At 39.0% G+C, this 22858-nt stretch carries 15 protein-coding genes; 5 read left to right on the forward strand and 10 right to left on the reverse strand.

The genetic code is table 11. From position 1 onward, the window contains the following. Positions 1 to 151 precede the first annotated feature (151 nt). The 3 genes from U859_RS0113025 to U859_RS0113035 all read left to right on the forward strand — a co-directional run bounded on the left by U859_RS0113025 (position 152) and on the right by U859_RS0113035 (position 6013). Positions 152 to 2629 (forward strand): mechanosensitive ion channel family protein, encoded by a 2478-nt coding sequence (locus U859_RS0113025; RefSeq protein ID WP_025143802.1) that lies wholly within the window; start codon positions 152 to 154, stop codon positions 2627 to 2629. 189 nt (positions 2630 to 2818) lie between these two features. Then, the gene (locus U859_RS0113030; RefSeq protein WP_025143803.1) at positions 2819 to 4123 is read left to right on the forward strand and encodes a hypothetical protein; all 1305 of its coding nucleotides are present in this window, start codon (positions 2819 to 2821) and stop codon (positions 4121 to 4123) included. Positions 4124 to 4372: 249 nt separating this feature from the next. Then, positions 4373 to 6013 (forward strand): discoidin domain-containing protein, encoded by a 1641-nt coding sequence (locus U859_RS0113035; protein ID WP_025143804.1) that lies wholly within the window; start codon positions 4373 to 4375, stop codon positions 6011 to 6013. A gap of 152 nt (positions 6014 to 6165) precedes the next feature. On the opposite strand, the gene U859_RS0113040 is transcribed toward U859_RS0113035, so the two are convergent. Both U859_RS0113040 and U859_RS0113045 read right to left on the reverse strand, forming a co-directional pair. Then, entirely contained in the window at positions 6166 to 6372 is a 207-nt protein-coding gene (locus U859_RS0113040) for a hypothetical protein (RefSeq protein WP_025143805.1), read from the reverse strand. 95 nt (positions 6373 to 6467) lie between these two features. After that, a complete protein-coding gene (locus U859_RS0113045; protein WP_025143806.1) occupies positions 6468 to 8657 on the reverse strand; it encodes an alpha-galactosidase in 2190 nt (729 codons plus the stop codon). Positions 8658 to 9193: 536 nt separating this feature from the next. On the opposite strand from U859_RS0113045, the gene U859_RS0113050 reads away from it, so the two are divergent. Further along, on the forward strand, positions 9194 to 10096 hold the full coding sequence (locus tag U859_RS0113050; RefSeq protein WP_025143807.1) for an alkaline phosphatase family protein: 903 nt from the start codon (positions 9194 to 9196) through the stop codon (positions 10094 to 10096). A 116-nt stretch (positions 10097 to 10212) separates the two neighbouring features. On the opposite strand, the gene U859_RS31095 is transcribed toward U859_RS0113050, so the two are convergent. The 5 genes from U859_RS31095 to U859_RS0113075 form a co-directional block, all read right to left on the reverse strand. After that, positions 10213 to 11772 carry a heparin lyase I family protein gene (locus U859_RS31095; RefSeq protein ID WP_025143808.1) on the reverse strand — a complete coding sequence of 520 codons (1560 nt, stop codon included), beginning with the start codon at positions 11770 to 11772 and terminating at the stop codon, positions 10213 to 10215. A gap of 67 nt (positions 11773 to 11839) precedes the next feature. Beyond that, a complete protein-coding gene (locus U859_RS0113060; RefSeq protein WP_025143809.1) occupies positions 11840 to 13207 on the reverse strand; it encodes an alpha-L-fucosidase in 1368 nt (455 codons plus the stop codon). 61 nt (positions 13208 to 13268) lie between these two features. Then, positions 13269 to 14138: a heparin lyase I family protein gene (locus U859_RS0113065; RefSeq protein WP_025143810.1), complete on the reverse strand. Its 870-nt coding sequence runs from the start codon at positions 14136 to 14138 to the stop codon at positions 13269 to 13271. 110 nt (positions 14139 to 14248) lie between these two features. Continuing rightward, positions 14249 to 16225 (reverse strand): heparin-sulfate lyase HepC, encoded by a 1977-nt coding sequence (gene hepC / locus U859_RS0113070; RefSeq protein WP_025143811.1) that lies wholly within the window; start codon positions 16223 to 16225, stop codon positions 14249 to 14251. A gap of 10 nt (positions 16226 to 16235) precedes the next feature. Further along, entirely contained in the window at positions 16236 to 17456 is a 1221-nt protein-coding gene (locus U859_RS0113075) for a glycoside hydrolase family 88 protein (RefSeq protein WP_025143812.1), read from the reverse strand. 310 nt (positions 17457 to 17766) lie between these two features. Here U859_RS0113075 and U859_RS0113080 point away from each other — a divergent pair, with 310 nt between their 5' ends. After that, the gene (locus tag U859_RS0113080; RefSeq protein ID WP_037505447.1) at positions 17767 to 18714 is read left to right on the forward strand and encodes an ROK family protein; all 948 of its coding nucleotides are present in this window, start codon (positions 17767 to 17769) and stop codon (positions 18712 to 18714) included. A gap of 197 nt (positions 18715 to 18911) precedes the next feature. Here the strand turns inward: U859_RS0113080 and U859_RS0113085 are convergent, their stop codons facing one another. The 3 genes from U859_RS0113085 to U859_RS0113095 are packed head-to-tail and all read right to left on the reverse strand — an operon-like array spanning position 18912 to position 22458. After that, positions 18912 to 19421 (reverse strand): hypothetical protein, encoded by a 510-nt coding sequence (locus U859_RS0113085; protein ID WP_025143814.1) that lies wholly within the window; start codon positions 19419 to 19421, stop codon positions 18912 to 18914. Continuing rightward, the gene (locus tag U859_RS0113090) at positions 19421 to 20857 is read right to left on the reverse strand and encodes a hypothetical protein (protein ID WP_025143815.1); all 1437 of its coding nucleotides are present in this window, start codon (positions 20855 to 20857) and stop codon (positions 19421 to 19423) included. The genes U859_RS0113085 and U859_RS0113090 overlap by 1 nt, the downstream gene beginning before the upstream one ends. Further along, positions 20854 to 22458 carry an O-antigen ligase family protein gene (locus U859_RS0113095; protein WP_025143816.1) on the reverse strand — a complete coding sequence of 535 codons (1605 nt, stop codon included), beginning with the start codon at positions 22456 to 22458 and terminating at the stop codon, positions 20854 to 20856. Before U859_RS0113095 ends, U859_RS0113090 begins: the two co-directional genes overlap by 4 nt. Positions 22459 to 22858: the final 400 nt, after the last annotated feature.

Consider the following 22858-nt stretch of genomic DNA (forward strand, 5'->3'; position numbering starts at 1 on the left):
TGCGAGTGGATCGCTAATACCTTAATTTTCTTAACTTTCTTAATGCTCAGCTATTAGATTTACGTTGATTAATTCAAGACGACTTAATTTGACTAAAGACTCCCGACTAAATTAATTGCCGCTCTCTCAGCTTTTTCGTATTATTGAATATATGACATCCCAAAGGTTACTTTTCTTTTTATTGATCAGCATATTCTCTCTTGGTAGCATAAAGCTTTGTGCCCAGCAACATGATTCTTTAAAACGCACTGTTGTTGATAGCCTGCCCAAAAGTTTTGTAGACCGGATGCAGCAATTTGCAAAGAAATCATCAGAAGAAAGTCGCTCGGATTTTGATGCCGACAAAGCCACCATTTCACAGATCAAAATTTTTGATGAGATTAAGCGGGTATTGCAAAAAGCAAAAATCTACCTCAAGAAAAATCTGGATACTACAGGAACAAAAACGGAACTGAAAGAAATAGAATCGGATTTTAAGATTGCAGGCGATGGTGTTTTTGTTAATCGCGGAACGGCACAAACCTTCCGGAATTTGACGGCTACTTCTAAAATCCTTTTCGAACTGGAAAATAAGGCAAGTAAGCGGAAAGCCGGTTTGGATGCCAGCCAAACTGCACTAAACAATTTTCGCTACCAGCTCGATTCGCTGTCCAGTATTCCTGCATTGTTCAAATTTCCAAAAGATTCTGTTAGCCTGATGCGCTACCTGAAAAAGATTGTGGTGATTGCTTACGAAGTTAAACCCATTGATAGTGCACTTAAAGAAGCAAATGGTAATATCCAAACCTTAATCAATCAGGTTAACCTAACAGTTTTTAGGTTGCAGAGCAGTTTAGAAGAAATAGAATCATATCAAAAAGCTATGGCTGAGAATGCCTATCGACGTGATTTTGGAAATATTTGGGCCCGTGAAGGTTATTACAGGCCGTTTAATGAGATTTTATCACATTCAATGGTGAAAGGTTTACTTACACTTAGTTTTTATGTGGAAAATAACCAGGGCAGGATGGTTATTTTGCTATTGCTGATCATCACCTGTTTTATTTACCTGCGTTCGCTGAAAAATATCTACCTCGAAAGGTCACTCTTAAATCTTGGTTTTGAAAATCAGCTTGTTTTAAAATATCCATTGCTTTCTGCACTGCTGATTATTATGAGCCTGTTTCAGTTCATTTTTATTTCGCCGCCGTTTATTTTAAATGTAATGTTGTGGTTGGTTAGCTGTATTTGTGTAAGCTTTATTTTTAAGCAGTACATTAGCGGATATTGGATGCGGATCTGGCTCCTGATGGTGCTGTTTTTCTTTTTTGCTGCCTTTGGTAACCTGGTGCTGCAGGCATCGAGGATGGAAAGGTGGCTGATGCTGGGCGGTTCGCTGATTGGCTGTATTGCCGGAGGACTTGCTTTAATTTTAGGGCCAAAGAACGAACTTAAAGAAAAATGGATCACCTACTCAATTGGCTTAATGGTGGGACTGGAAATGGCCGCTACTGTCGCAAATCTGTTCGGAAGGTATAACCTTGCAAAAGCGTTGTTTATCAGTGGTTTTTTAAATGTGGTTATTGCCATCCTCTTCCTGTGGACGGTTAGGCTGATTAATGAGGGCTTATCGCTTGCATTCAATGTATATTCTAGCCCAAACCGGAAATTGTTTTACCTCAACTACGAAAAGGTGGGCAGCAGGGCTCCTGTGCTGTTTTATGTGCTTCTGGTCATTGGCTGGGTTATCTTGTTTGGCCGTAATTTTCCGGCATTTGCATACTTGTCCCGTCCGCTAATTGAGTTTTTTACCGAAGACCGCACCATTGGCAATTATACCTTTAGCATCAATAATTTAGTGCTGTTTTTTGGTATCATGGCTATCTCTGTGATTGTTTCTAAGATTGTATCTTTTTTTGCTTCCGATTGGCATTTGGATAAAGGACATGGCGATAAATCAAAAAAGCAAGGCATTGGAAGCTGGCTGTTATTGGTCAGGATTTCGATATTGAGCCTTGGGCTTTTCCTGGCTGTAGGCGCTGCAGGTATCCCAATGGACCGTTTTACCATTGTTTTAAGTGCTTTGGGCGTTGGTATCGGTTTTGGATTGCAAACATTGGTAAATAACCTGGTGAGCGGTTTGATCATTGCTTTCGAAAAACCGGTAAACGTTGGCGATATTGTTGATGTGGACGGGCAGGGTGGTACCATGAAATCGATCGGTTTTAGAAGCAGTATCATTGCCACCTGGGATGGTGCCGATGTGGTCATGCCCAATGGCGATCTGCTCAATTCACATTTAATCAATTGGTCGCTGGGCGGCAACAGGAAAAGAATTTCGATTGTAATTGGAATAGCTTACCATACTGACCTGGAGAAATGCAGACAACTGCTTAAAGATATATTGGAAAGCGAAGAACGTATTTTAAAAAGTCCTGCTCCGATAGTCCAATATGAACAATTTGGAAACAGTGCCATCGATTTAAAGATATATTTCTGGACAAAATACATTGCTGAAGCTTTACCCACGCGTAGCGACCTGATTATAGCTATTAATAAGGCTTTTAAAGCTAATAATATCGATATTCCATTTGCACAACAGGATATACACTTGCATTACCCTGAAAAGGATAAAAACGATAATGGCTAGTGTTGATTTCTAAATGGAATAAAACAAGTTATTATATATCGTTAATAAACGGTTAAAAAAAAGCAAATTTGTGTAAGACTATCTAAATCGTTATTTATATGTTTGTAAACAAAGTTTACAAATACTATTTTTAAAGGTTTTTGAACTGGCGTTGTAAATAGTCCCTAACCGATACAAATTGAATAAGTGATGGAGCCTAATTCTGTACAGCCGAGCAACCAATCTGGCTTTGAGGCCCTTGATATCTGTTGCAGGATTATTGCCCGGAAAATGGACTCAACAGCAATCCAAGAATGGCGTGTATCTGATTATAACAGACTGAGCAGTCAGTTAGGCAAACAAACCAAGGTATATTTAAGTGTAAATACACTTAAAAGATTGTTTGGTCAATTGAAAACGCCACAAAGATATTTTCCACAAAAGGCTACCCGGGATGCCCTGGCGCAGTTTATTGGTTACCGCGATTGGCAGGAATTTGAGCTTGTAAATTCAGTGCAACCTGTTGAGGCAAAGCCAAAACCGGTTATTTCTCAGTCTGAAAAAGAAATTTCGCCCAAAGCACCGCAAAAAAACCGGAGAAAATATATTTATACAGGCATTGCTGCTTTTTTATTGCTCGTTTTGATTGGTGGCTTTTTTATTTTGAAATCAGTAGATACGGTTTCCGATACAAAATTGATCTGCGAAAATCCTTTCGGTAATGTGCCACATACTGCCGTATTTAAATTAAAGTCGAAGTTACCGCAGGATAGTGATGAAGAATTTAAGATCGACTTTATGGACGAAGCACTTCAGTCGCCCATAAGTGGTAAAAAAGAAATTGCCAAGTTTTTCAGAAACCCCGGTGTAGTATATGCCACACTTTTATATCACGATAAGCCGATAGATACCGTTTCGGTTTATATGCAAACAAAGGGATGGGTAGCCAATTCTGGTAACGATACCTCAAGGGCATTCCCTATTGCCGGACTTAAGGCTTTAAACCCTGAAAACATTTATGTTTCGAAAGAACAATTGGATTCTGCCGGATTAGCGACCAATAAACCTTTTTTAGTGGGTTTTAGTAATATAAAACCTTCCAATATCAGTGGCGATAATTTTTCTTTTACCTGTCGGGTTTTTTCGGAGCAGAGCCGCCCGGGCACACAGTGTGTAGAAACCACGGTTATTATTTTGGGCGAAAAACACCGTCATCTTCTAACGCTTAACAGAAGCAATTGTGTGGCTTTTTCTCAGTATAAATTTTCGGAGAAAAGGGTCATCGGGGCTGAACAGTTTTTAGGCGCATTGGCTTTTGACCCAAGTAACGGAGGTGATATAGAAATCAGGGTGGTTAATAAAAAGGCTTCGGTAATGCTGAACGGTAAAAAAGTACTCTCTACCGGCTATGAAAAATCTATAGGTAAGGTGATGGGTATCAAAATTTTATTTAGCGGTATTGGTAAGGCTGTTTCCCCCAAATTACAGGATTTATCTACCAAAGAAATTTTCTGATTATTTTCCTTAGTTATTTTAGATGAAACCATAATTCTTTTATTAGTTAACTTGTTATTTGTCCATTATTTTTAATTTTTTATATAATTGCCTGATTTATAATTTATTAAGTGTTCGTGGTTTTGTTTTCTATTTGTATCGGTTAAAATATAATTCTGTATTTGTTGGCCTTAACTTAGGGTGTCTGAAAATTTAAAAATGTTAGGGCTATAATTTTTTCAGGAAAAACTAAAACGAACCAATCTACCAATGAAAAAAACCACAACCCTTTTAACTTTACTATGCGCTGCATTACTTTTTGCATCATCATGTAAAAAAGCAGTAATTGCCCCCGAAGGGGGCGAAACCACAGGGCCAAAGAAAACGGCTACTACTTCTTCAATTATTACGCAGACCAGGAATCTGGCTATCGTTTATTTTATTCCGTCCGATCTGGATACGCTGCCCAACTGGAAAAAACGTTTGAGCGATGTAATGTTATACGCCCAAAACTGGTATGGAACGGCCATGAACAATGCGGGCTATGGCTTTAAAACCTTTGGCTTAAAACAGGATGGAACAACCGGAAATGCAGAAATTGTGCTGATCAGGGCTGCCAACCCGAAAGCAAGTTATGGCACAAACGGTTCGGCCTATACCACCGAGATTGATGCCTATTTTGCTTCCCATCCCGGATTAAAAACCAGTAACCACGTACTCATTTTAGTGCCTGCATTTGGCTACGATAACAATAGCACCGAAGGCCCGCAACCATTAGAAGGGGTACAGCCTTTTTATGGCTATGGCCGTTACTGCTTTGCTAACGATAATCCTTATATGAACATGGCTTTAAAAGGGGTGTTAAATACTGGCCGAAACAACTTTGCCAAATGGGTTGGCGGGATGATGCACGAGCTTGGCCACGCCTTTAATGCGCCGCACGACAGGCAGTGGGTTTCGCAGAATATTTATGCAAACGGTACCAACACCAATTATAAAATGCCGATGATGTGGCTGAGCAATTATTATTTAGAAGTTAGGCCAAGTTTCCTGACTGATGCAGAAGCAGCTATATTTAATGCCTGCGAAGCATTTAACAACGATAGTAAAAGCTATTATGGCGCAATAACCTCTGCAGTAAAACGGATTTATGCCAGTTACGATGCTGGTTTAGGGGCTATTGTGGTGTCTGGAAAATACACCAGCAGCGGTACGGTAAACAAGGTGCTTTACTATAACGATCCAAACGAAAATAACGAGGGTACAGGTACCAATAAAGATTATAATGCCATTACCTGGGCATCTTCACCAATTGGAACAGATAGTTTTAGGGTAGTGATGCCGATAGCCGAACTGGAGAATAAAACAAATGGAATTCCATACGAACTTAAAGTAAAACTGGTACACGATAACGGGATCATCAATGAAACGGTGTATGCCTATACCTTTCAAAATGGTATACCGGTGCTCGATTTTTCGACCAAAACTGAATTGTCAAAAACAGGCTGGTCTGTTGCAGGTTTCAGTTCACAGGAAACCGGTGAAGATGGTAAAGCCATCAATGTAATAGATGGGTCAACCTCAACCTTCTGGCACTCACGTTGGTCGTCCAATGCGGCAAGCTATCCGCATTACCTCACCATCGATCTGGGATCAGCTAAAACAGTAAACGGCGGATTATCGCTTACCCAAAGAGCGGGAGCCAGCAGGGCCATCAAAGATTTCGAGTTATTGATCAGTAGTGATGGAACTAATTTTACCAGTGTTTTCAGCAAACAGGCTGCCAATAACAGTGCTACGCAATATTTTGGTTTCGGTTCACCTAAAACCTTCCGCTATTTTAAAGTTATTGCCAATAATGCCTGGGATGGAACGCAGTACGCAGCCTTATCTGAACTGGGTTTGTATTAAATTCTATTCAATAGAGGTTGTGTCATAAAACTTTTTTTTCTAAAATTGTCACGTTTAGCCTGTCGAAATGCCTTAGATGGTGTTTTGGCAGGTCCTTCGACAAGCTCAGGATGACAATTCTATATTTATGATGTAGTGCCTTTTTTTAAATGCTATTTATTCCTCGCTTTTTTAGCACGTTCAGTTTTTGAAATATCCTGAAAATCAGTATCATTTACCCATCCCCAGCGTAATGTAGTATCTTTTTTTAAGTATCGGTCGTAAAAATTTACACCTCTTTTGTTCGCATATTTATATTGGTCAAATTGGCTGCCTTTGCCAAAAACGCGGGGGTCTGCCTGTTCTTTTAACAGGCTCAATAATTTATTTTTTAGTTGGGCCGATCTGTTTTTTTACGAAGGAACCGTTATCAGATTATTTAAACAGGCACCCTTAGTAATTAATCATTAATTTTTTAGTTTAACGCCTGTACTTTTAACACCACACTTGTTCTGTAGGCGTTAACTTCGGGATTAAAACCAACTTTCATTAAAAAATCACCAGAATACACTTTAGCGCTGTCAATTGGCGATTTGGTGCCTGGATAAAGGTTGATTTCTTCTATTTTGTATTTTTTAGCCGGATCAAGACCCTTCAATTTGATCGGTAATATTACCCCATTGGTAAAAAGCGTAGCTACATGATAATTAAAAACAATCGCCTGATCTTTAGCATCGTTTATATATGCAATTGAGGCAATTTTATTTTCATAAGGATCCTGCAAACGGTACTGTTGGCCATGCCAAACAATATCTTTAAAGCTATTGTAGGTTTTTACGGCATTCTGGCTAAAGAGTAGGTCGTTTTTACTCAGTTCATTTACGCGTACATCGTAGCCCAGTTTGCCCATCATGGCCACATCCGTTTTAAATTTAATGGGTTGTTTACCCATGTCGGTAATGTGGTTGTCAACTGCCACAGAAGGGAAGTAATAAGAATATTCCCACTGAATAAAGATACGGTCGTAAGGATTGGTATTATCGCTGGGCCAAAATTCAGTAAAGTATTTAAGTGCGGCATAATCAACCCTCGAGCCTCCGCCTGCACATAGCATCATCGGTGTTTTAGGGTATTTTTTTCTGATCCTTTCCAGCACACTGTTCAATCCCCTGATGTATTCGATGTAAAAATGATCCTGGTTTTTTAAGGTAGGCGAGTTGGCATTGTAGATCAGCGAATTGCAGTCCCATTTAATAAAGGCAAGTTCCGGCACCTCCTTAAAAATATCATCAACGGTTTTATAAATAAAATCCTGAACCTTCGGGTTGGTTAAATCGAGCACCAGTTGGTTGCGCATGTAATATTCTTTTCTTTCCAGCTGCCTGATGATCCAGTCAGGATGATTTTCGTAAAGTTCACTTTTGGGATTAACCATTTCCGGCTCTATCCAGATCCCGAATTTTACACCATTAGCGGTGGCTTCCTTGCCCAAAGTGCTGATGCCGTTTTTCAGTTTTTGCCTGTTATACTGCCAATCGACCAAACCCGAAGTTGAACCGTTACGCGGGTATTTATTGCCAAACCAGCCATCATCCAATAAAAAAACATCAACACCCAATTTTTTAGTGTCTTTCGTCAGTTCATTCAGTTTCTCATCATTAAAATCGAAATAAGTGGTTTCCCAATTGTTTAAAATGGTAGATCTTTCACCCTTTCCATTCAATAACTGGTAGTTTCGGGCCCAGTTTTGCAGATTCCTGCTCGCCAAACCTTTTCCTTCTGATGAATAGGTATATACAAAACGCGGAGTGATAAAATTTTCACCTGCTTTTAAGGTATAATCCGACGAAAAATTGTTGATGCCTGCAGTAATCCTTAAATAGTATTCATCAAAAGTTTCAAAATCGAGTTTAAAATTTCCTGTCCAGGCCAGTGAGCCTGCAATTACTTCGCCCATATCTTCGGTAGCGGGCTGATCAATCGAAACCATAAAAGAAGAGGAATGGAGCAGGTTTGTTCGGGTACCCAGTTTCGAATCGATGGTTTTGATGCCATGGAGCAACTGTTGTTCTTCTGACCGCATTTCGCGTGTGGCACCGCTATATTGGTTTTTTAGAAAAAATTTCCGGCCGCTCAGGGTAAGGTTTGCCGAAGCATATTTGTACAGCACAACGTTTCCTTTTTCGTGATGCTCAATTTCTGCCCATTGTTCGATTACGTTTTCGTTAAAATAGGCCAGGTATTTTAAAGTCACCTGAAATTTATATTTCTGGTCTTTTAGCACAATGCTGGTTAATTTCCTGTTCTGATCGAGCTGTTCGGTTTTTACTTCAGAGAATGTAAGTACTGTTGATTTATTTCCATCGGCATGACTTACTGTTAATGCCGGTTCCATGAGGTTTAGCGATCCTGAAGCAATATAAGCTTCGCGTTTATTCAAAAGGTCGTCAGACCCCGGTTTGTATTTATCTAATGCCTGGATGCCAGGATATTCAGCTGTATTTTCAAGCTTTTTGCCAATATAGGTTGATAGGAGCGTATTATCTTTATCAGTTTCTAAAATAAGTACATTGTTTTTGGTGGCAATTTCTATGGTTTGTTGGGCAAAGCTGCTTAATCTCACAGCCATGAACAGGAGAGAGAATATAAAATGTTTTTTGGTCATTTATTGGGTTGGTTAAAAGTTGTTGACTTTTATAAAAATAATCATAAGATCTTAACCTAAACAAGAAGCTGCCATACAAAAGGAGTGTAAATTTTTGTACGTCTAAAGTGCTTTAATATAGGTGGATATGTTGATTTGTTTTGTTGGTATGTACAGGTTAAAAATAAAAAAAACGACATTTTATGACCGGATTAATGCAATCTACTATTCTGCTTGTAGTGTACAGGAAAAATAACCCTTTTCTGTAAACCAGGCAGATTTCTGATTTAATGGCATTCTTTAGATAAATGATATTGATAACAATTATTTTACCATTTGTTTAATATAAATAAACAAATGTTTAGTAATTATGTATGGTAATTTATTTTAAGGATGATCAGATGGTCCATTTGGATACCAAGATTTAATTAATCATTTGTATATAAGCTGATTTGGCTATACAAAACTTTGGTTAAACTTTGCGTAGCGCCATAAACTACGGTTTGATGTGCTCTGATTTATATTTACCATACCAATTTATATCAGGAGATTTATTTATGAGAACAATTTTTATCAAAGTGATGGTGTTATCCCTGCTGTCATTTTCGGCTATGGCGCAACGCAAACAGGTACATGTATTAATTATTGGCCTGGATGGCTTTAGTGCAGAAGGTTATAAAACGGCAAAACATCCTAACCTGGATAAGTTATTTGCAGATGGTGTACTTTCTTTAACCACCAGACCGGTTATGCCATCGGTTACTTTACCTAACTGGACGAGTCATTTAACCGGTTCGGGTCCTGAGGAACATGGTATCACAGCGAACGACTGGACATTGGAAAAACACACTTTACAGCCTTTAGAAACCGATCAGGATGGTTATTATCCATCGATATTCAAAGTATTGAAAGAAACCATACCTTCAGCTAAAACAGCTTATTATTACAACTGGAAAGAACTGATCAATCCCATTAACAAAAAGTACCTTGATGAGGTATCGTTCGAAGAAAAAGACGAATACAAAGACAATTACCAGAAAGCTTTCGAATTTATGGTAAAGAATAAGCAAAACCCTACACTTACCTTTTTATACAGTGTGCACACCGATCATGCCGGCCATGGTTTTGGATGGATGACTCCCGAATACATTAAAGCAATTGAAGAAGCAGATATTGCAATAGGCGCATTAATTGAAAAATTAAAGGCCGACGGAATTTATAAGGATATGCATATCCTGTTGATTACCGATCATGGAGGAATAAATAAAGGTCATGGTGGCATATCGATGGCAGAAATGCAGGTGCCCTGGGCCATTACGGGACCTCAGATCAAAAAAGGAGGATTAATTACTTCTTTTAACAGTAACAAAAATACAAGCTTGGTTCTGGCCAAAATTTTTGGCTTAACTAAACTACCGGATGCATGGACGGGAGCAGTACCGAAAAATGTATTTAAATAGATTTTAAGAAGAATGTTGGCGAAATAGGTTACCAAAATATTAAAACGGGCAATGGATATTTCCATTGCCCGTTTTAATTACCAAATTATATTGGGATTTTAATTCTAACTGATCATTTAAGGCGTTGCTAAAACCTGTCCGTTTACCTGGAAATCATTAACACCAACACTGGTGTTTCCACTGGTTGCGGTAGCCCCATAAGCATATAACCTAAAGGTAACCGGTGTAGTGATATTGCTAAGCACCGATGCATTGAATGATATCGATGTTGCTGTAGTCGTACCACTAATGGTAACTGGGGCTGAAATATTGGTAGCGAAATTATCTACGCTGGAGCGGAGCACAAATGTATTAGGATGTGTGGCGCCGCCCCTTAGTACAGTGAATTTAACGTCACTGAAATTAAAATAATAACCACTTTTAGGCTCTAAATAAAATTCATAGTATTCTGTCGGGTCAAATGCTGACGGTGTTGTTGCTGATGTCGCATTTGCCCAGCCCGCCACCAGGTAACGCCCGCCCGGGCCAGGTGCACCACTTGATATACCCGATGCCGACAACGTTGAACGTGAAAAATCAGAACGTGGCGTACCCACAACATTATCAGCCGGGTTTGGCGCAGGACTGGTACTGTTAACATATACAATATTTTGAGAAGCCTGGTATTTGATCTTGGGATGGATATAAACATGGCTGGTATTGTTGTAAGCAGTAGGATTGGTCAAATTTGATGCAATGGTGTAGGGGCCATCTAAATAGGCTGGATTAGCATCAGGAACGCTGTTTCCCCATATCAGCCCGGTAGCAGTGGGTGCCTGATTAAGATTAATGATCCTGATATCATCATGATAAACGGTACGGGTACTGTTGGGTGGCACTACATATAAACCCCATTTAATGTAGCCGAAGTTGCCGTTGCTCACGTCGCCTGTAAACGAAGCGTAGTTTGTTTTTTCATCTACCAAAACAAAATCGCTTTGGCCCGGCAGTTTCATATAAGTTCTCATATAACCGGTAGTGGTGGTGGCCCATAGTACATCTATTCTAAACTGGATCCATTGGTTTACGTAGGGCTGCAGGTTGGTAACAATATCTTTAGTAGATACATCCTGATACCTAATGCGTATAGCATTTCTTTGTGCACGTATCATTAAAGGCACATTTTCGCCGCCAGATACTTTGAGCTGAAAAACATTGCTTTCATTGGTGGGATCACCCTGATTCCAAACCGGCCAGTCTTTCAGCAATACGCTGAACTCATATCGGCGTTCATCGCCGGGGAAATAACGCGCAGCGATAATCTGTTGGGCATCACTTTCACTTCTCCAATTGCCGTCAGAATTATAGCCCGAATCACCATATACTACTTTGTGTGCTATTCCATGGTTTGGCGTTGTAGCGCCTGGTGATATAATATAAGCTGCATCTGATGCGGTTGCGTTGGTTGGGTTTATGCCTGTGATGCCAGAGTTGAGCGCCCCGTTTTCGTATGTAACGTTCAAAATCGTATCGCCATAGTTGAGGTTTGCCGACGATATGGTAGCGATTTTTGGAACTGTAAAGCTTTGATCTCCGGTTTGGCTGGATAAGCCATTCTCCATTTTACTGCAGGCGGACGCCAAAAATAATACAGCGATAGCCATATATTTTGGTAGGTGAAGTGATCTTTTTTTCATGTGGTTCTTTTTGGTTAGTAAATAGTTGATTGGGATGAATTTCCTTTGCTTACCTGCTATTAAGGAGTTATTTAGTGGTTATTTTAAATACATAAACAGGAATTTCAGTTTTGGCTAATGTGGGTAGGTTAATAACCAGGCTATCGTGCTGCAATTGCCATTCTATTTTTTTCATAGAACCTAAAAGGCTAATGTTTTTAATGTTTTTCACCTGTGCTAAACTTTTTGAGCTAATGGTGGTTGCTGTCCAGCTTCTCGCAAAAACGTAAATATTTTTTTCTTTTTGATTGAAATAGAGGTCCGCGGTAATTTTTTTCGAGGTAAAATCATTGCTCGATTTTCCCATGACATCTTCTTTTACATCGGTTATACTTGCCGCAAATTCGTTTACAGTATTCCAGGGTCTTGTCCCATAAATGGCTTCCTGATTTATTTTCATCCAACTGCCAATCACCGAAAGATTTTCAATGCTTTTTTCGGGCAGTTCTCCAAGACTGTTTGGCCCAACGTTTAAGAGAAAATTACCGCCTTTGCACACAATTTCAACCAAATGACGTACGAGTAATTCGGGCGTTTTCCATGATTTGTCAAATTTGCTAAATCCCCATTTTCCACTCATTGTAATACAGCTTTCCCAGGGTTTTAATTCGGTATTGGCAATAATTTTCTGTTCCGATACATCATAATCACCAAAGCCGTTACCAATCCGGCTATTGATAATGCAATTGGGTTGGATAGAAAGGATGAGTTTTCTGATGCTTTCACTTTGTGCAGGTGTAGTACCTTCAGGTGTATCGAACCAGATTACTCCTATTGGGCCATACTGTGTAAGCAGTTCTTTCAGCTGCGGTTTTACCTTATCCTCGATGTATTTATTATTGTCCTTATCTTTTTCATTCGGGAAATCCCAGGTATTGCCTGCTTTGCTTCCTACTTTTGCCCAGGTAGATTGCGGGCTGGCCCAATCTCTGCCTAAAGAGTAATAAAAGCAGAATTTAAGTCCATATTTTTTACAGGCAGCGGCTAAATCTTTCATCGGGTCATGATGAAAGGGAGTGGCTTGTACAATGTTGTATTCATCACTGGGAGAATTAAACATTGCGAAACCGTCATGATGTTTGGCCGTAATCACTATATATTTCATGCCTGCATCTTTGGCACTTTTTACCCATGTATCGGCATTAAAATTTTGTGGATTGAAGGTTTTTCCGATCTGCGCATATTCTTTTAAAGGAATCTGTTCACCAAACATAAAATGTTCATTGGATTTTTGAGGTTTTCCTTTCCACTCGCCGATGGAGTAAAGCCCCCAGTGTATGAAAAGGCCAAATTTACCATCCTGCCACCATTGCATTTTATTGCTTTGGGCATAGGTTGCTATATTATTGGCAACAATACAATAAATAAGCAGGGCAAAGGTTAATTTTTTGTTCATGATGTTTGGTGAATATATTGGCAGCCATATGCTGCCAATAGAGTTGATTTTTGTTTGTTTATTACAATGGCAATTGAATCACACGGATATTATCATGGTAAGCAATACGCGTTACTGGAGCGGCAGATGTTGCCTTGGCCTCGCGGTATATACCCCATTTAAGATAACCATGCTGGCCACCTGTACCTGTTCCATTGTAGGTGATACTATTTGGAAAGGATTGTTTTAAGGTATAACTGTATTCTCCCGGCAGGCAGACATAATAATTGATGTAACCGGTATTGTCTTTTGCCCATTTTACATCAATCCGAAAATCAATCCACTGATTGGAATAGGGCATCACATCGCTAATCAACTCAACCTGCGGATCATTTTGTTGCCACAGGTAAAGCGTGTTGCGCTTTACGCCCAATCTAATTGTTGAGCCTGCAGTTTCTTTTAGCTGGAAAATATTGTCAGTAAATGCGGGATTGGGAGAGGTATACGATTCCCAGTCTTTAAGCAGCACACTAAATTCGTAACGGCGTTCTTCACCAGGTAAATAGCGTGCATTGGTTACATTATCGGCATCAGCCTCACTTCTGTAAGCACCTGCCGAGTAATAGGCGGAATCGGTTCTGTTTACTTTGTGGGCTATAGCGTACGTACCAGGTGAGCCGGTCATATAGGCTGCATCACTTGCGCTTGCGTGTGTGGCAATTATGCCCGTAATATTGGAATTGAGCGTACCGGATTCATAATTAACATTTAATAGCGTATCGCCATTGTTAAAAGTCAGGTTTTGATGAGCATTTTCAGCCGTTTTTAAGCTGTTTGCGTTTTTGTCTTGAGCCTGGCTGGCTAAGTTGTAGTCATTTTTGCTGCATGCGGTAATAAAAAAGAATACAGCAATGACAACGCATTTTTGCGTGAAAATTGATTTTTTCTTCATGTGGTTTTGGTTAGTAGGTTAGTGGAGGATTAATTGTTTTTTTATTTCATAATCATTGTTTTTGTGTATAAATAAAAAGCGGCAATGTTTGATCATTACCGCTTCTTTTGTTATTTAATTGATGTTTTAAGCTCGCTTTTTTTGCCGTCAATTGTTAGTGTTAAATTGAGATAGCCTTTTTCATAATCGTTGCCTGTATTTTCTTTAATGGCAATTTCTGGAACATTATTGCCATCGTATGGATAAACGATGCTTACAAATTTTTGCATTCCATTATCTTTTTTAGTTTTTTCGAATACAAAAGCCGGACGCGGCATTTCTTTAGCGTACACATACGATACTTTGCCTGCTTCTTCAATAAGGGTAACTTTATCCGCGTTTAAAGATTGTATCAATAAATTATTCCCATCGGCATAAGTGGTATAAACTTTATTTTTTGTTTGATCGAAAACCGGTTTGCTATCTTCTTTCAATTGAAAGTGCACGCCAAGGTTTCCGGTGGCTTTTCCAATCGCCTGATCAATAATCAGGAAATATTTCTGATCAACAAATAAAATCGTGCGCTGATGGTTTAATTCGGCATAACTCGGATTGGTGTATGTTAGTATATCAAGATTTTTACCCGTTTCCCATTTGTTTTGCTGCGCTTTGGTAATCACCATGTTCTGGTTATCTAAGGTGAGCGTACTGTGTACTTTGGTTTGACGGTACCAATCGCGTTTTTTATTGATCTCTGCATCGCCACTGTACAGGTAACAACCGGCATCAGGCGTAAAATACCTGCCTTTTACCCAAAGTTCGAAAGTGCCATTATCGGGTTGCGCATGGAATTCTCCGGGAGGACTGGCTTTTAATATCATCACCGTCGATTTGTCGTTCCAGCCATTTCTAAAAGTGTAAAAACCCGCCGTGGTTAAGCCATGCGATAAATAATTGGGCAAAGCACCTTCCTTTCCATCAGTGGCAAAATATTTGATTTCTTCATTGGCAGGAAAAGTTTTAGACCATGCAGCAAATGCTTTTATCCTTGATGCCTTTTCAATAGGCCATGAATCGCCAAACATGGGGTTGTTATAATCAGGAAACGACATGTTCGCGGTAGCAACCACCATATTTTCAATGGTTTTGACATAACTTTCAGGAAATTCTTTTTCTGCCCCAGCCAATTTAGCTGAATTGTAAGCTTTAAGGAAAATATCAATAGAGGCAACATGGTAGGTTGGAGAAAGTTCCCATTGCATGCCATCAGGGTATACCTGTTTTTTAATTTCGCGGTTAAGCACTTCTATACCGCTTTTGCGCCAAACCGAAGCCAGTTTAAGCTCTGGGAAAATACTGCCTGAGCCTAAAACACGTTGTGCCTCGAACAAGAGGTGATTGCCTTCCTCGCTATAATTTTTGGTGATGTAGTCTGCCTGTTTGTTAAAAAGATTTAAAAATTCCAATAAAAAAGCGGGTGTAAAGTTTGGAGAGCTTACAAATAAGTTAAAAGTACCAGGCAGGCTCTGGATGCGCTCTGATACTTCTAATGGTCTCCAGGCGTAGCTGTCGTTTTCTTTCGATTTGCCTAAAGGATTTTTCCTGGCCCAATCCCTAAACTGAAATATCCATTCTTTAGCGTATTTTTCATCTCCACTGCTTCTATAGGCCATACCCATAGGTTGCCACCAGGTAACACGATGTAATTGCCAACGCACCTCATTATCTTTTACAGGCCAAAAATCCCAGTTGATGTCAGCACCATAATCGTAATAGCCATAACCTTTTTGCGGCTGGAATTTGTGCTCTAATGCATTATCTGCCTTTACCTGATTGGCTTTTCCGATATCTTTGCCCCTGAAACGGGCCTCATCACCTACATTAAATTCGGGATGTTTTACCGTTTTTCGGTTACGATAATAATTTAAGAGTTCTTTGGCAGCATCATCGTACTGTGTTGCCTGATACAGTTTATTTACCTTTTCAAGCCCTGGGTAGCTTAGGTTGATTGCACTAAAGCTATTTTTGTTAATTGCAGTTTCCTGGGCTTTTATACCTAAACAGGCTAATAACAGGGTAAATAAGCCTATGGTGTATTTTAATTTCATTGATTTGGGATTAAGATTTTAGCAGATCTTTTAAGTCTATTTTTTTAATATCTACATATCGTTTTAATGCTTCCAGGTAATAATAATCGGCATAATCTAAGGGCGTATCAATCTCCGAATTATATAGGAAAGCACCTACACTGTGTTTCAATAAAAAATACTGGTTTTCTCCCGGACCAGCCAGGTAAGCATCAGATGAAAGCGATTTTAAAATATCTTCGGCGTAATCAACATACTTTTTACCATCTTTTACCTGTGTACTCAGATCGAGCAGGGCAGATGCAATTACTGCAGCGGCAGAGGCATCTCTTGGGGCTGGTTCTTCAACTCCGTTGGCATTGTGCACATCAAAATCCCAAACCGGAACTTTATCTTTTGGCATTCTCGGGTGGTTCATAATAAAAGCTGCAATGTGTTCGGCCTGAGCCAAAAATTGAGGGTTTTTGGTATTTTTATAACAAACGGTGTAACCATAAAGCCCCCAGCCCTGGCCACGTGCCCATGCCGATTCGTCAGTAACCCCCTGATGTGTTCTTTTTGCAAGTACCTTACCCGTTTTGGGGTCATAATCTACCACATGATAGGAACTGTAATCTTTTCTGAAATGGTTTTTCATGGTAGTTAAGGCATGTGTGGTGGCCGAATGTGCATAATCAGGTTTATTAAACGTTTTTGCCCCCCAATACAGGTATTCGAGGTTCATCATATTGTCTATAATAACAGGGTAGTGCCACCAGGAAAAATCCCAGGAGCGGATAGCGCCAACCGTAGGACTAAAACGTGCATTCAGATTGGCAATGCCTTCTTTTAAAGCAGGAAGATAAGTTTGATCGCCGGTAATGCGGTAGGCATTGCCATAAGAGCAGTACAACATAAAACCCAGATCGTGCGTGTTTTTAATGTGGCGCACAGAATCTAAGGCCAGCGTAAATTTTTTTGCTTCTGTAGCCAGATTTTTATCACCTGTAAGTTCATATCCGTACCAAAGGCTTCCTGGGAAAAAACCTGTAGTCCAGTCTGTTAATCCAGCTAATCTTACCGTTCCGTTAGGATTTATCGATCGCGGGTTTAAACCCGGTTTATAGGTAGCAGTGGCTTTGTTTAACTGAAATGAAATAATATCGGTAGTTTTTTTTAGCCATGTTGGCGGCGGGTTATGCTGTACTTTACTGGCATAACAATTTAAAACAAGTGTAGCGGCAAGTACTGCTAAGCAGAAAGCTTTTTTCATTGTGTTTAGGATTGAAACTTTGGTATGAAATGATTTTGTTGTTATAACTGTGAAATTAAGGCGATAGAAAGAAAAACACTTTTGATTATTATCAGAAATATTTTGAATTTGGTTAATCTGCGTTTTATTTAAGCAGGTATTTTCTTATGTTTATGCGTGTTATGACTTTTTTATTCCATTTTTAATCAATTTTTAAAGGTTTTAGGCTGAAACCTAATCCGACAGAAGGAAATACAACCTATTTTAGTGTATTAAATCAAACAGCTATAAAATTTACGACTCAGCCTTATATATGGCTACCTTAAATAATATGAACATAGAAGAATCATACGCCATCGGCATCGACGTTGGAGGCTCATCGTTAAAATGTGGCGTAGTAAACCATGAAGGCGAAATTTTATATTCGACCATTATATCGCTCAAAAATGCAAAAACTCAGGGTGCCATCATCGCGCTTATTGTAGAAGCCATTCAAAGCTGTGCTAAAAAGTTTAAAAACCCTATTCTGGGGGTTGGAATTGGTTTCCCGGGCATTATTTATAATAATAAGATTATTGCTGGTGCCGATAACCTGCCTGGTTTTAAACAACTGGCCCTGGGCGAAATTCTGCAGGAAGTAACCCGCCATAATATTGTGATGGATAACGATGCGAATTTAATGGGGCTTGGCGAAATGACTTATGGAGCCGCGAAAGAGTGCAGCGATGTGGTGTTTCTTACCGTTGGTACCGGAATTGGCGGCGCGGTAATGATTGATAATAAACTTTATGGTGGTTTCAGAAACCGGGGCACCGAGCTTGGACATATCATTGTACAACATAACGGAGCGCCCTGTGCCTGTGGAGGAAAAGGATGTTTGGAAACTTATGCTTCGGTAACCGCCCTGATCAATTATTATAAAATGATCCACCCAAATCCACCCGAAGAAATTGATGGGAAATACATGGTAGAAAGATACCTGGCCCGTGAGGACTATGCGGTAACGGCAATGGAACAACATTTCGATTACCTGGCTGCGGGCATTATTAGCTTTATCAATATTTTTAGTCCACAAAAAATTGTAATTGGCGGCGGCATAAGCGAATCAGGAGCTTTTTATGTAAGGGAAATAGAACGTCGCATCAAAACCCTGGCCGTTCCCATTTCTTCAACTCATGCATTGGTAGCTTCAGCTAAGCTCGGCAATAAGGCTGGTTTATTAGGCTGTGCAGCCAACGTTTTTCAGAAATTTAAGGCATTTGATTATGTGGTGAAATAATTTAAGTTGGAATTATTTCAGACATAACCAGTAAAATGGTAGCTAAACTCGAACCGTAAACTTAATTATCTGGAGGTTATAAGGAAAACATAAAAAAACACACCAATCGGTGTTTAGAAAGATAGAATATGCCGTAAATGAAGAAAATGAGCGGTATTATCACCGCTCATTTATTTAATTAATAGTTAGATATATTTTTATGAGAAATCGGTAATTGAAATCGTTCTATCCTGCTTAATCATCCATTTACCATTTTCTTTTTGTAAAAAATACACAATACTTGTTGAGGCTCTTCCGAGCGTATTGATTAATTTCAATATTGAAATAGCTAAATTACCATCAGCACTTAAAATAACTGGTGCGAAAACTAAAATATGTTTCGGTTTCCCTATATTTCTAAACCATGGCTTTCCAGCAGTGGACAGTGAATAGTTAGAAATAACTGACGTATCTACGCTGTTTAGAAAGTTTTTCCATTCAGCCCTTTTCCAGATATTTGATGCAGATGTATCAATACCATCTGGGTTTTTGAAATCGAAATTTCGGATTACATTTTTTTTTGTGCTACCGTAGACGGTATATTTTCCTTCTGACGATAAGCTTTGCTGCAAAAGCTTGTGGATTTTATAAAGCTCATTTTTATCTGTTTGCCCGTGAGCCTGTATTCCTATAATGGATATTAGCAGGCATGTTATAAATATTTTCATTAGCAATCTTTTTTAGTGGTTGATCCTTGCGAGTGTTGTGCTTCTTTAAGTACATTAGATTCAATCCTTGATTTATTCGGTGCAGCACGGTAAGCTTTAGTTTTCATCAAGCCACCCCATGCAAGATCTTTACAATATTCATCTATAGTTAAAGACGCATCTGGTGATGTAATATTGTTTATCCGAGCATAAAAAGCCAACATACCTGCTAATTGTTCGACATATTTCTTCGCAATTAGCTCATGCTGTGCTTGTTCTTTATCTTTTACTTCACCTCCGTCTTTCTTATATAGAAGGTCATTAGCTTCAACAAAAGCAGCATATCCTGGTTCATTTGCTTTTGCCATCCCGTAAAGGAAATATGCATGCATACTTTCATGGATCATCGTTCTTGCAATTGAAAGGTTAGTGCCGGCATTCAATAATGTTTTGTTAAAATCTATGTGTACACTTCCGTTAAGTCCATAGGTGTCTGCATTCGTCTGTGTGATGATACCGGTATAAGGATCTTCCTCATCCGGAATTTCTTTTTCTCCGATCTTAACATTCCATCCTGGGGTAGTAGCAACCTTTTCAAATATTGCAGATACATTATTCATTCCTGTTTCATAGTTAAAGATTTTTTTCAGGGAAGAAAGAACATTCGCTGATGCCTTTAAATCTAATAATATGCTTTGTAAACAAGGTCTTGCAGTTTTGTCCAATGTAGCCTCTGGAAATTCATAACTGTCTTCCCCAGAGGTGTTGCCGCCAGTGCCACCCCCCGAACCACCACCATCTCCATTTCCGGTTCCAGTACCTCCTCCATTATTTCCACCAGGCAGAGCGATAGGGTTTACTGGGAAAGCTGGATCGCTAGGAGTTGTTGGCGGCGGAGGAGTTCCATGGATCGTTACCTCCTCCAGATCAATACCACCACCGTCTGCCATAACTCTGTTCATAGGAGTCAAGCTCTGTAAGGTCGCTATCTTTAGCTTCGGCTGTTTCATTACCCCCCGATCGGAATCGTATGCCCCAGATGTAATTATATTTCCTGTACTTGAAAATATCTTTACATCAAGCTTATATTGGTCGTTTCTATGATACTTTTTAATAACACCATAAGTTTTTCCCTCAATCAAGACTACATTCATTTCGATATATGAAGAATCGCTAAAGAACATTGGCACACCTATTACTTTTTGATGGTTGGAGTTGTTCCGGTACCGCGCCTTTGCCCACATTGGATTATACTCCCTAATATTTAAATCACTTGGTAATGCAGCCCTGACAACTTTAAGCTGATCCTGCCTCCATTGTTTTGCTGCAGCTAGAAGATCGGAGTTAATTGGCTGCTCAGCCTTTACTCCGGAAGAATCTTTCCGGCAGGCATTGATGCCTAAAAGTAAGGCAATCAAAATGCTAAATAGCAAATAAAATTTTGATTTGTTTTTCATTTTTTTTGGTTTTTGTATTTAAGTACAGACGATTGTGTTTCTTTTTTTATAAAAAATGCTTCAGGATTCTTTATCTTAACTGGGGTATCTTCGATTTCTTTGGCGGCATCAAAGTATCTTTCCCAGTTTCTTGTTTTCTCATACAGCTTAAATAGAGCAAATTTCTGGCTTAACATTCCTGGAACCATATTGGTGGCTCTTTTGAAATGTGTTTCAGCTTGTTTATAGTGTCCTATATTTCCGTAAGCCTGGCCGAGCTGATTATTTACCAAAACATTGTCCCCCAAACTCCTACATTTAGTTAAGATATGGATTGCCTCTACCGTATGGCCATGCCGCAATAATTCTGCACCGTAATTGTACATAAATGCCCAATTGTAAGCCAGATCAGTAGCCACGCGATTATATCCTTTTAGTGCCTGGTATTCATTATAATTCCACATAGCACTTGCAGCCTTCCACTGTTTTATTGAGCTAATCGAACGGAAAGTCGGCATGGATAGAAAAATGTAAATAGGAAAGATTACCCAGCTTACATTTCGAGCAATCGATTCTACGTAAATAGTTTTAGTGGGTATAAGGCCTAGCAGTGCAAAAAACACACTGCAGTTTGTATGTACGGTAAAAGGGTATGAAAATATTGAAAATATTAAAATCGAAAATATCGAGAGATATAAAGGGATGAATATCCGTTCCGCATAACGTATAGCCCTTATTAACTTAAATATGATCAAACTAAAAAGAAATATGCCAAAAACACCACCTTCAATCAATATTTTTAAAAATTCATTAAATGGGGTATACACCGTTCCGGCCAACAGTTTTTCCCTTGATGTTCCAAATGATGATTGAAAATATTCACCCTGGTATGTGTTGTAGCTTGACATAAAAGATCCTGCACCATGGCCAAAAAATGGTCTTTCAAGAAACATCTGAAAGCTAACCTTCCATATTAAGATCCTGCCTTGTACGGAAAGTGGGTTTAATTTATACAATTGAAATAGTAGGAAAAGGGTTACGCATAGAATCAAAATTATCATTATCCAGGCGTACCTGTTTTTAATCATTCTTGACCAAGGAACGTAATATATAATAAAAGGCACTGTTGAAGCGATGTAGGCTGCACGTGATGAACTTAGGAATAACGTCACAGCTAAAACAAGAATAAAAATACCTTTGATCCATTTTGACATCTGGATAGGCAAATTCAATGTAATTATAAGGGGGAGAACACTGGCTATAAACCCACCTAAAGATCCCGGGTTAACAAAAAAACCGCTGACGATTCCCAGATTGTTAGATAGTGGTGTAATTCTAAAAAACTGTAATACTACAAGTATCACGTTTGCCAAGGCTACAAAAAGGATTGTGTAGATTACCCCTCGATTCAATCGAGCTGGTCTAGAAGTTATTCTTATTATAATGTAGATGCTGGCATAAGAAATATAGTCATAAAATTGAGTTTGGTCCACAAATGGATAGGAGTCTTTTATTGCACGGCATAAAATATACCCAATAAAAAACATCACATAAATATCAAGAATTTTAATAGAGATTACACCAATTTTAAAAAGCCAAAGAAAGCTAACTATGGCTCCCATTGTAATGCATGTTAAATAAAAGAAAGATCCATGCAGTTGCTTTTCCCATATGTCGCTTCCCAAATTGAATAAAAATGTTGAGGATATGCATGCCGCTAATGCCGCAATACATAAAAATTTTGTAAAGCAAAATGAATCCTTCGTTAGCCCAAGCATTATTATCCTCCAGGTTTCCGCTACATATATGTATTGATAAGTTTAATAAAATGAATGGGTGTAACTGTTTGAAATAAAATTCTTTATGTTAGTTTTTGAATAATTGCATGTTCTCTTATAGAACGCCCCCAACTGGTGATTACATATTACAATTTCATTTCTTTCAGGCCCACATTCTGTTAAAGAAAATTCCCAGCCTCGGTGGTTTCCATATCGTTTAAGCTTAAATTTCTTCTCAACAAAA

Origin of the sequence: Pedobacter jeongneungensis, from assembly GCF_000633455.1 — a bacterium.
Taxonomy (GTDB): domain Bacteria; phylum Bacteroidota; class Bacteroidia; order Sphingobacteriales; family Sphingobacteriaceae; genus Pedobacter; species Pedobacter jeongneungensis_A.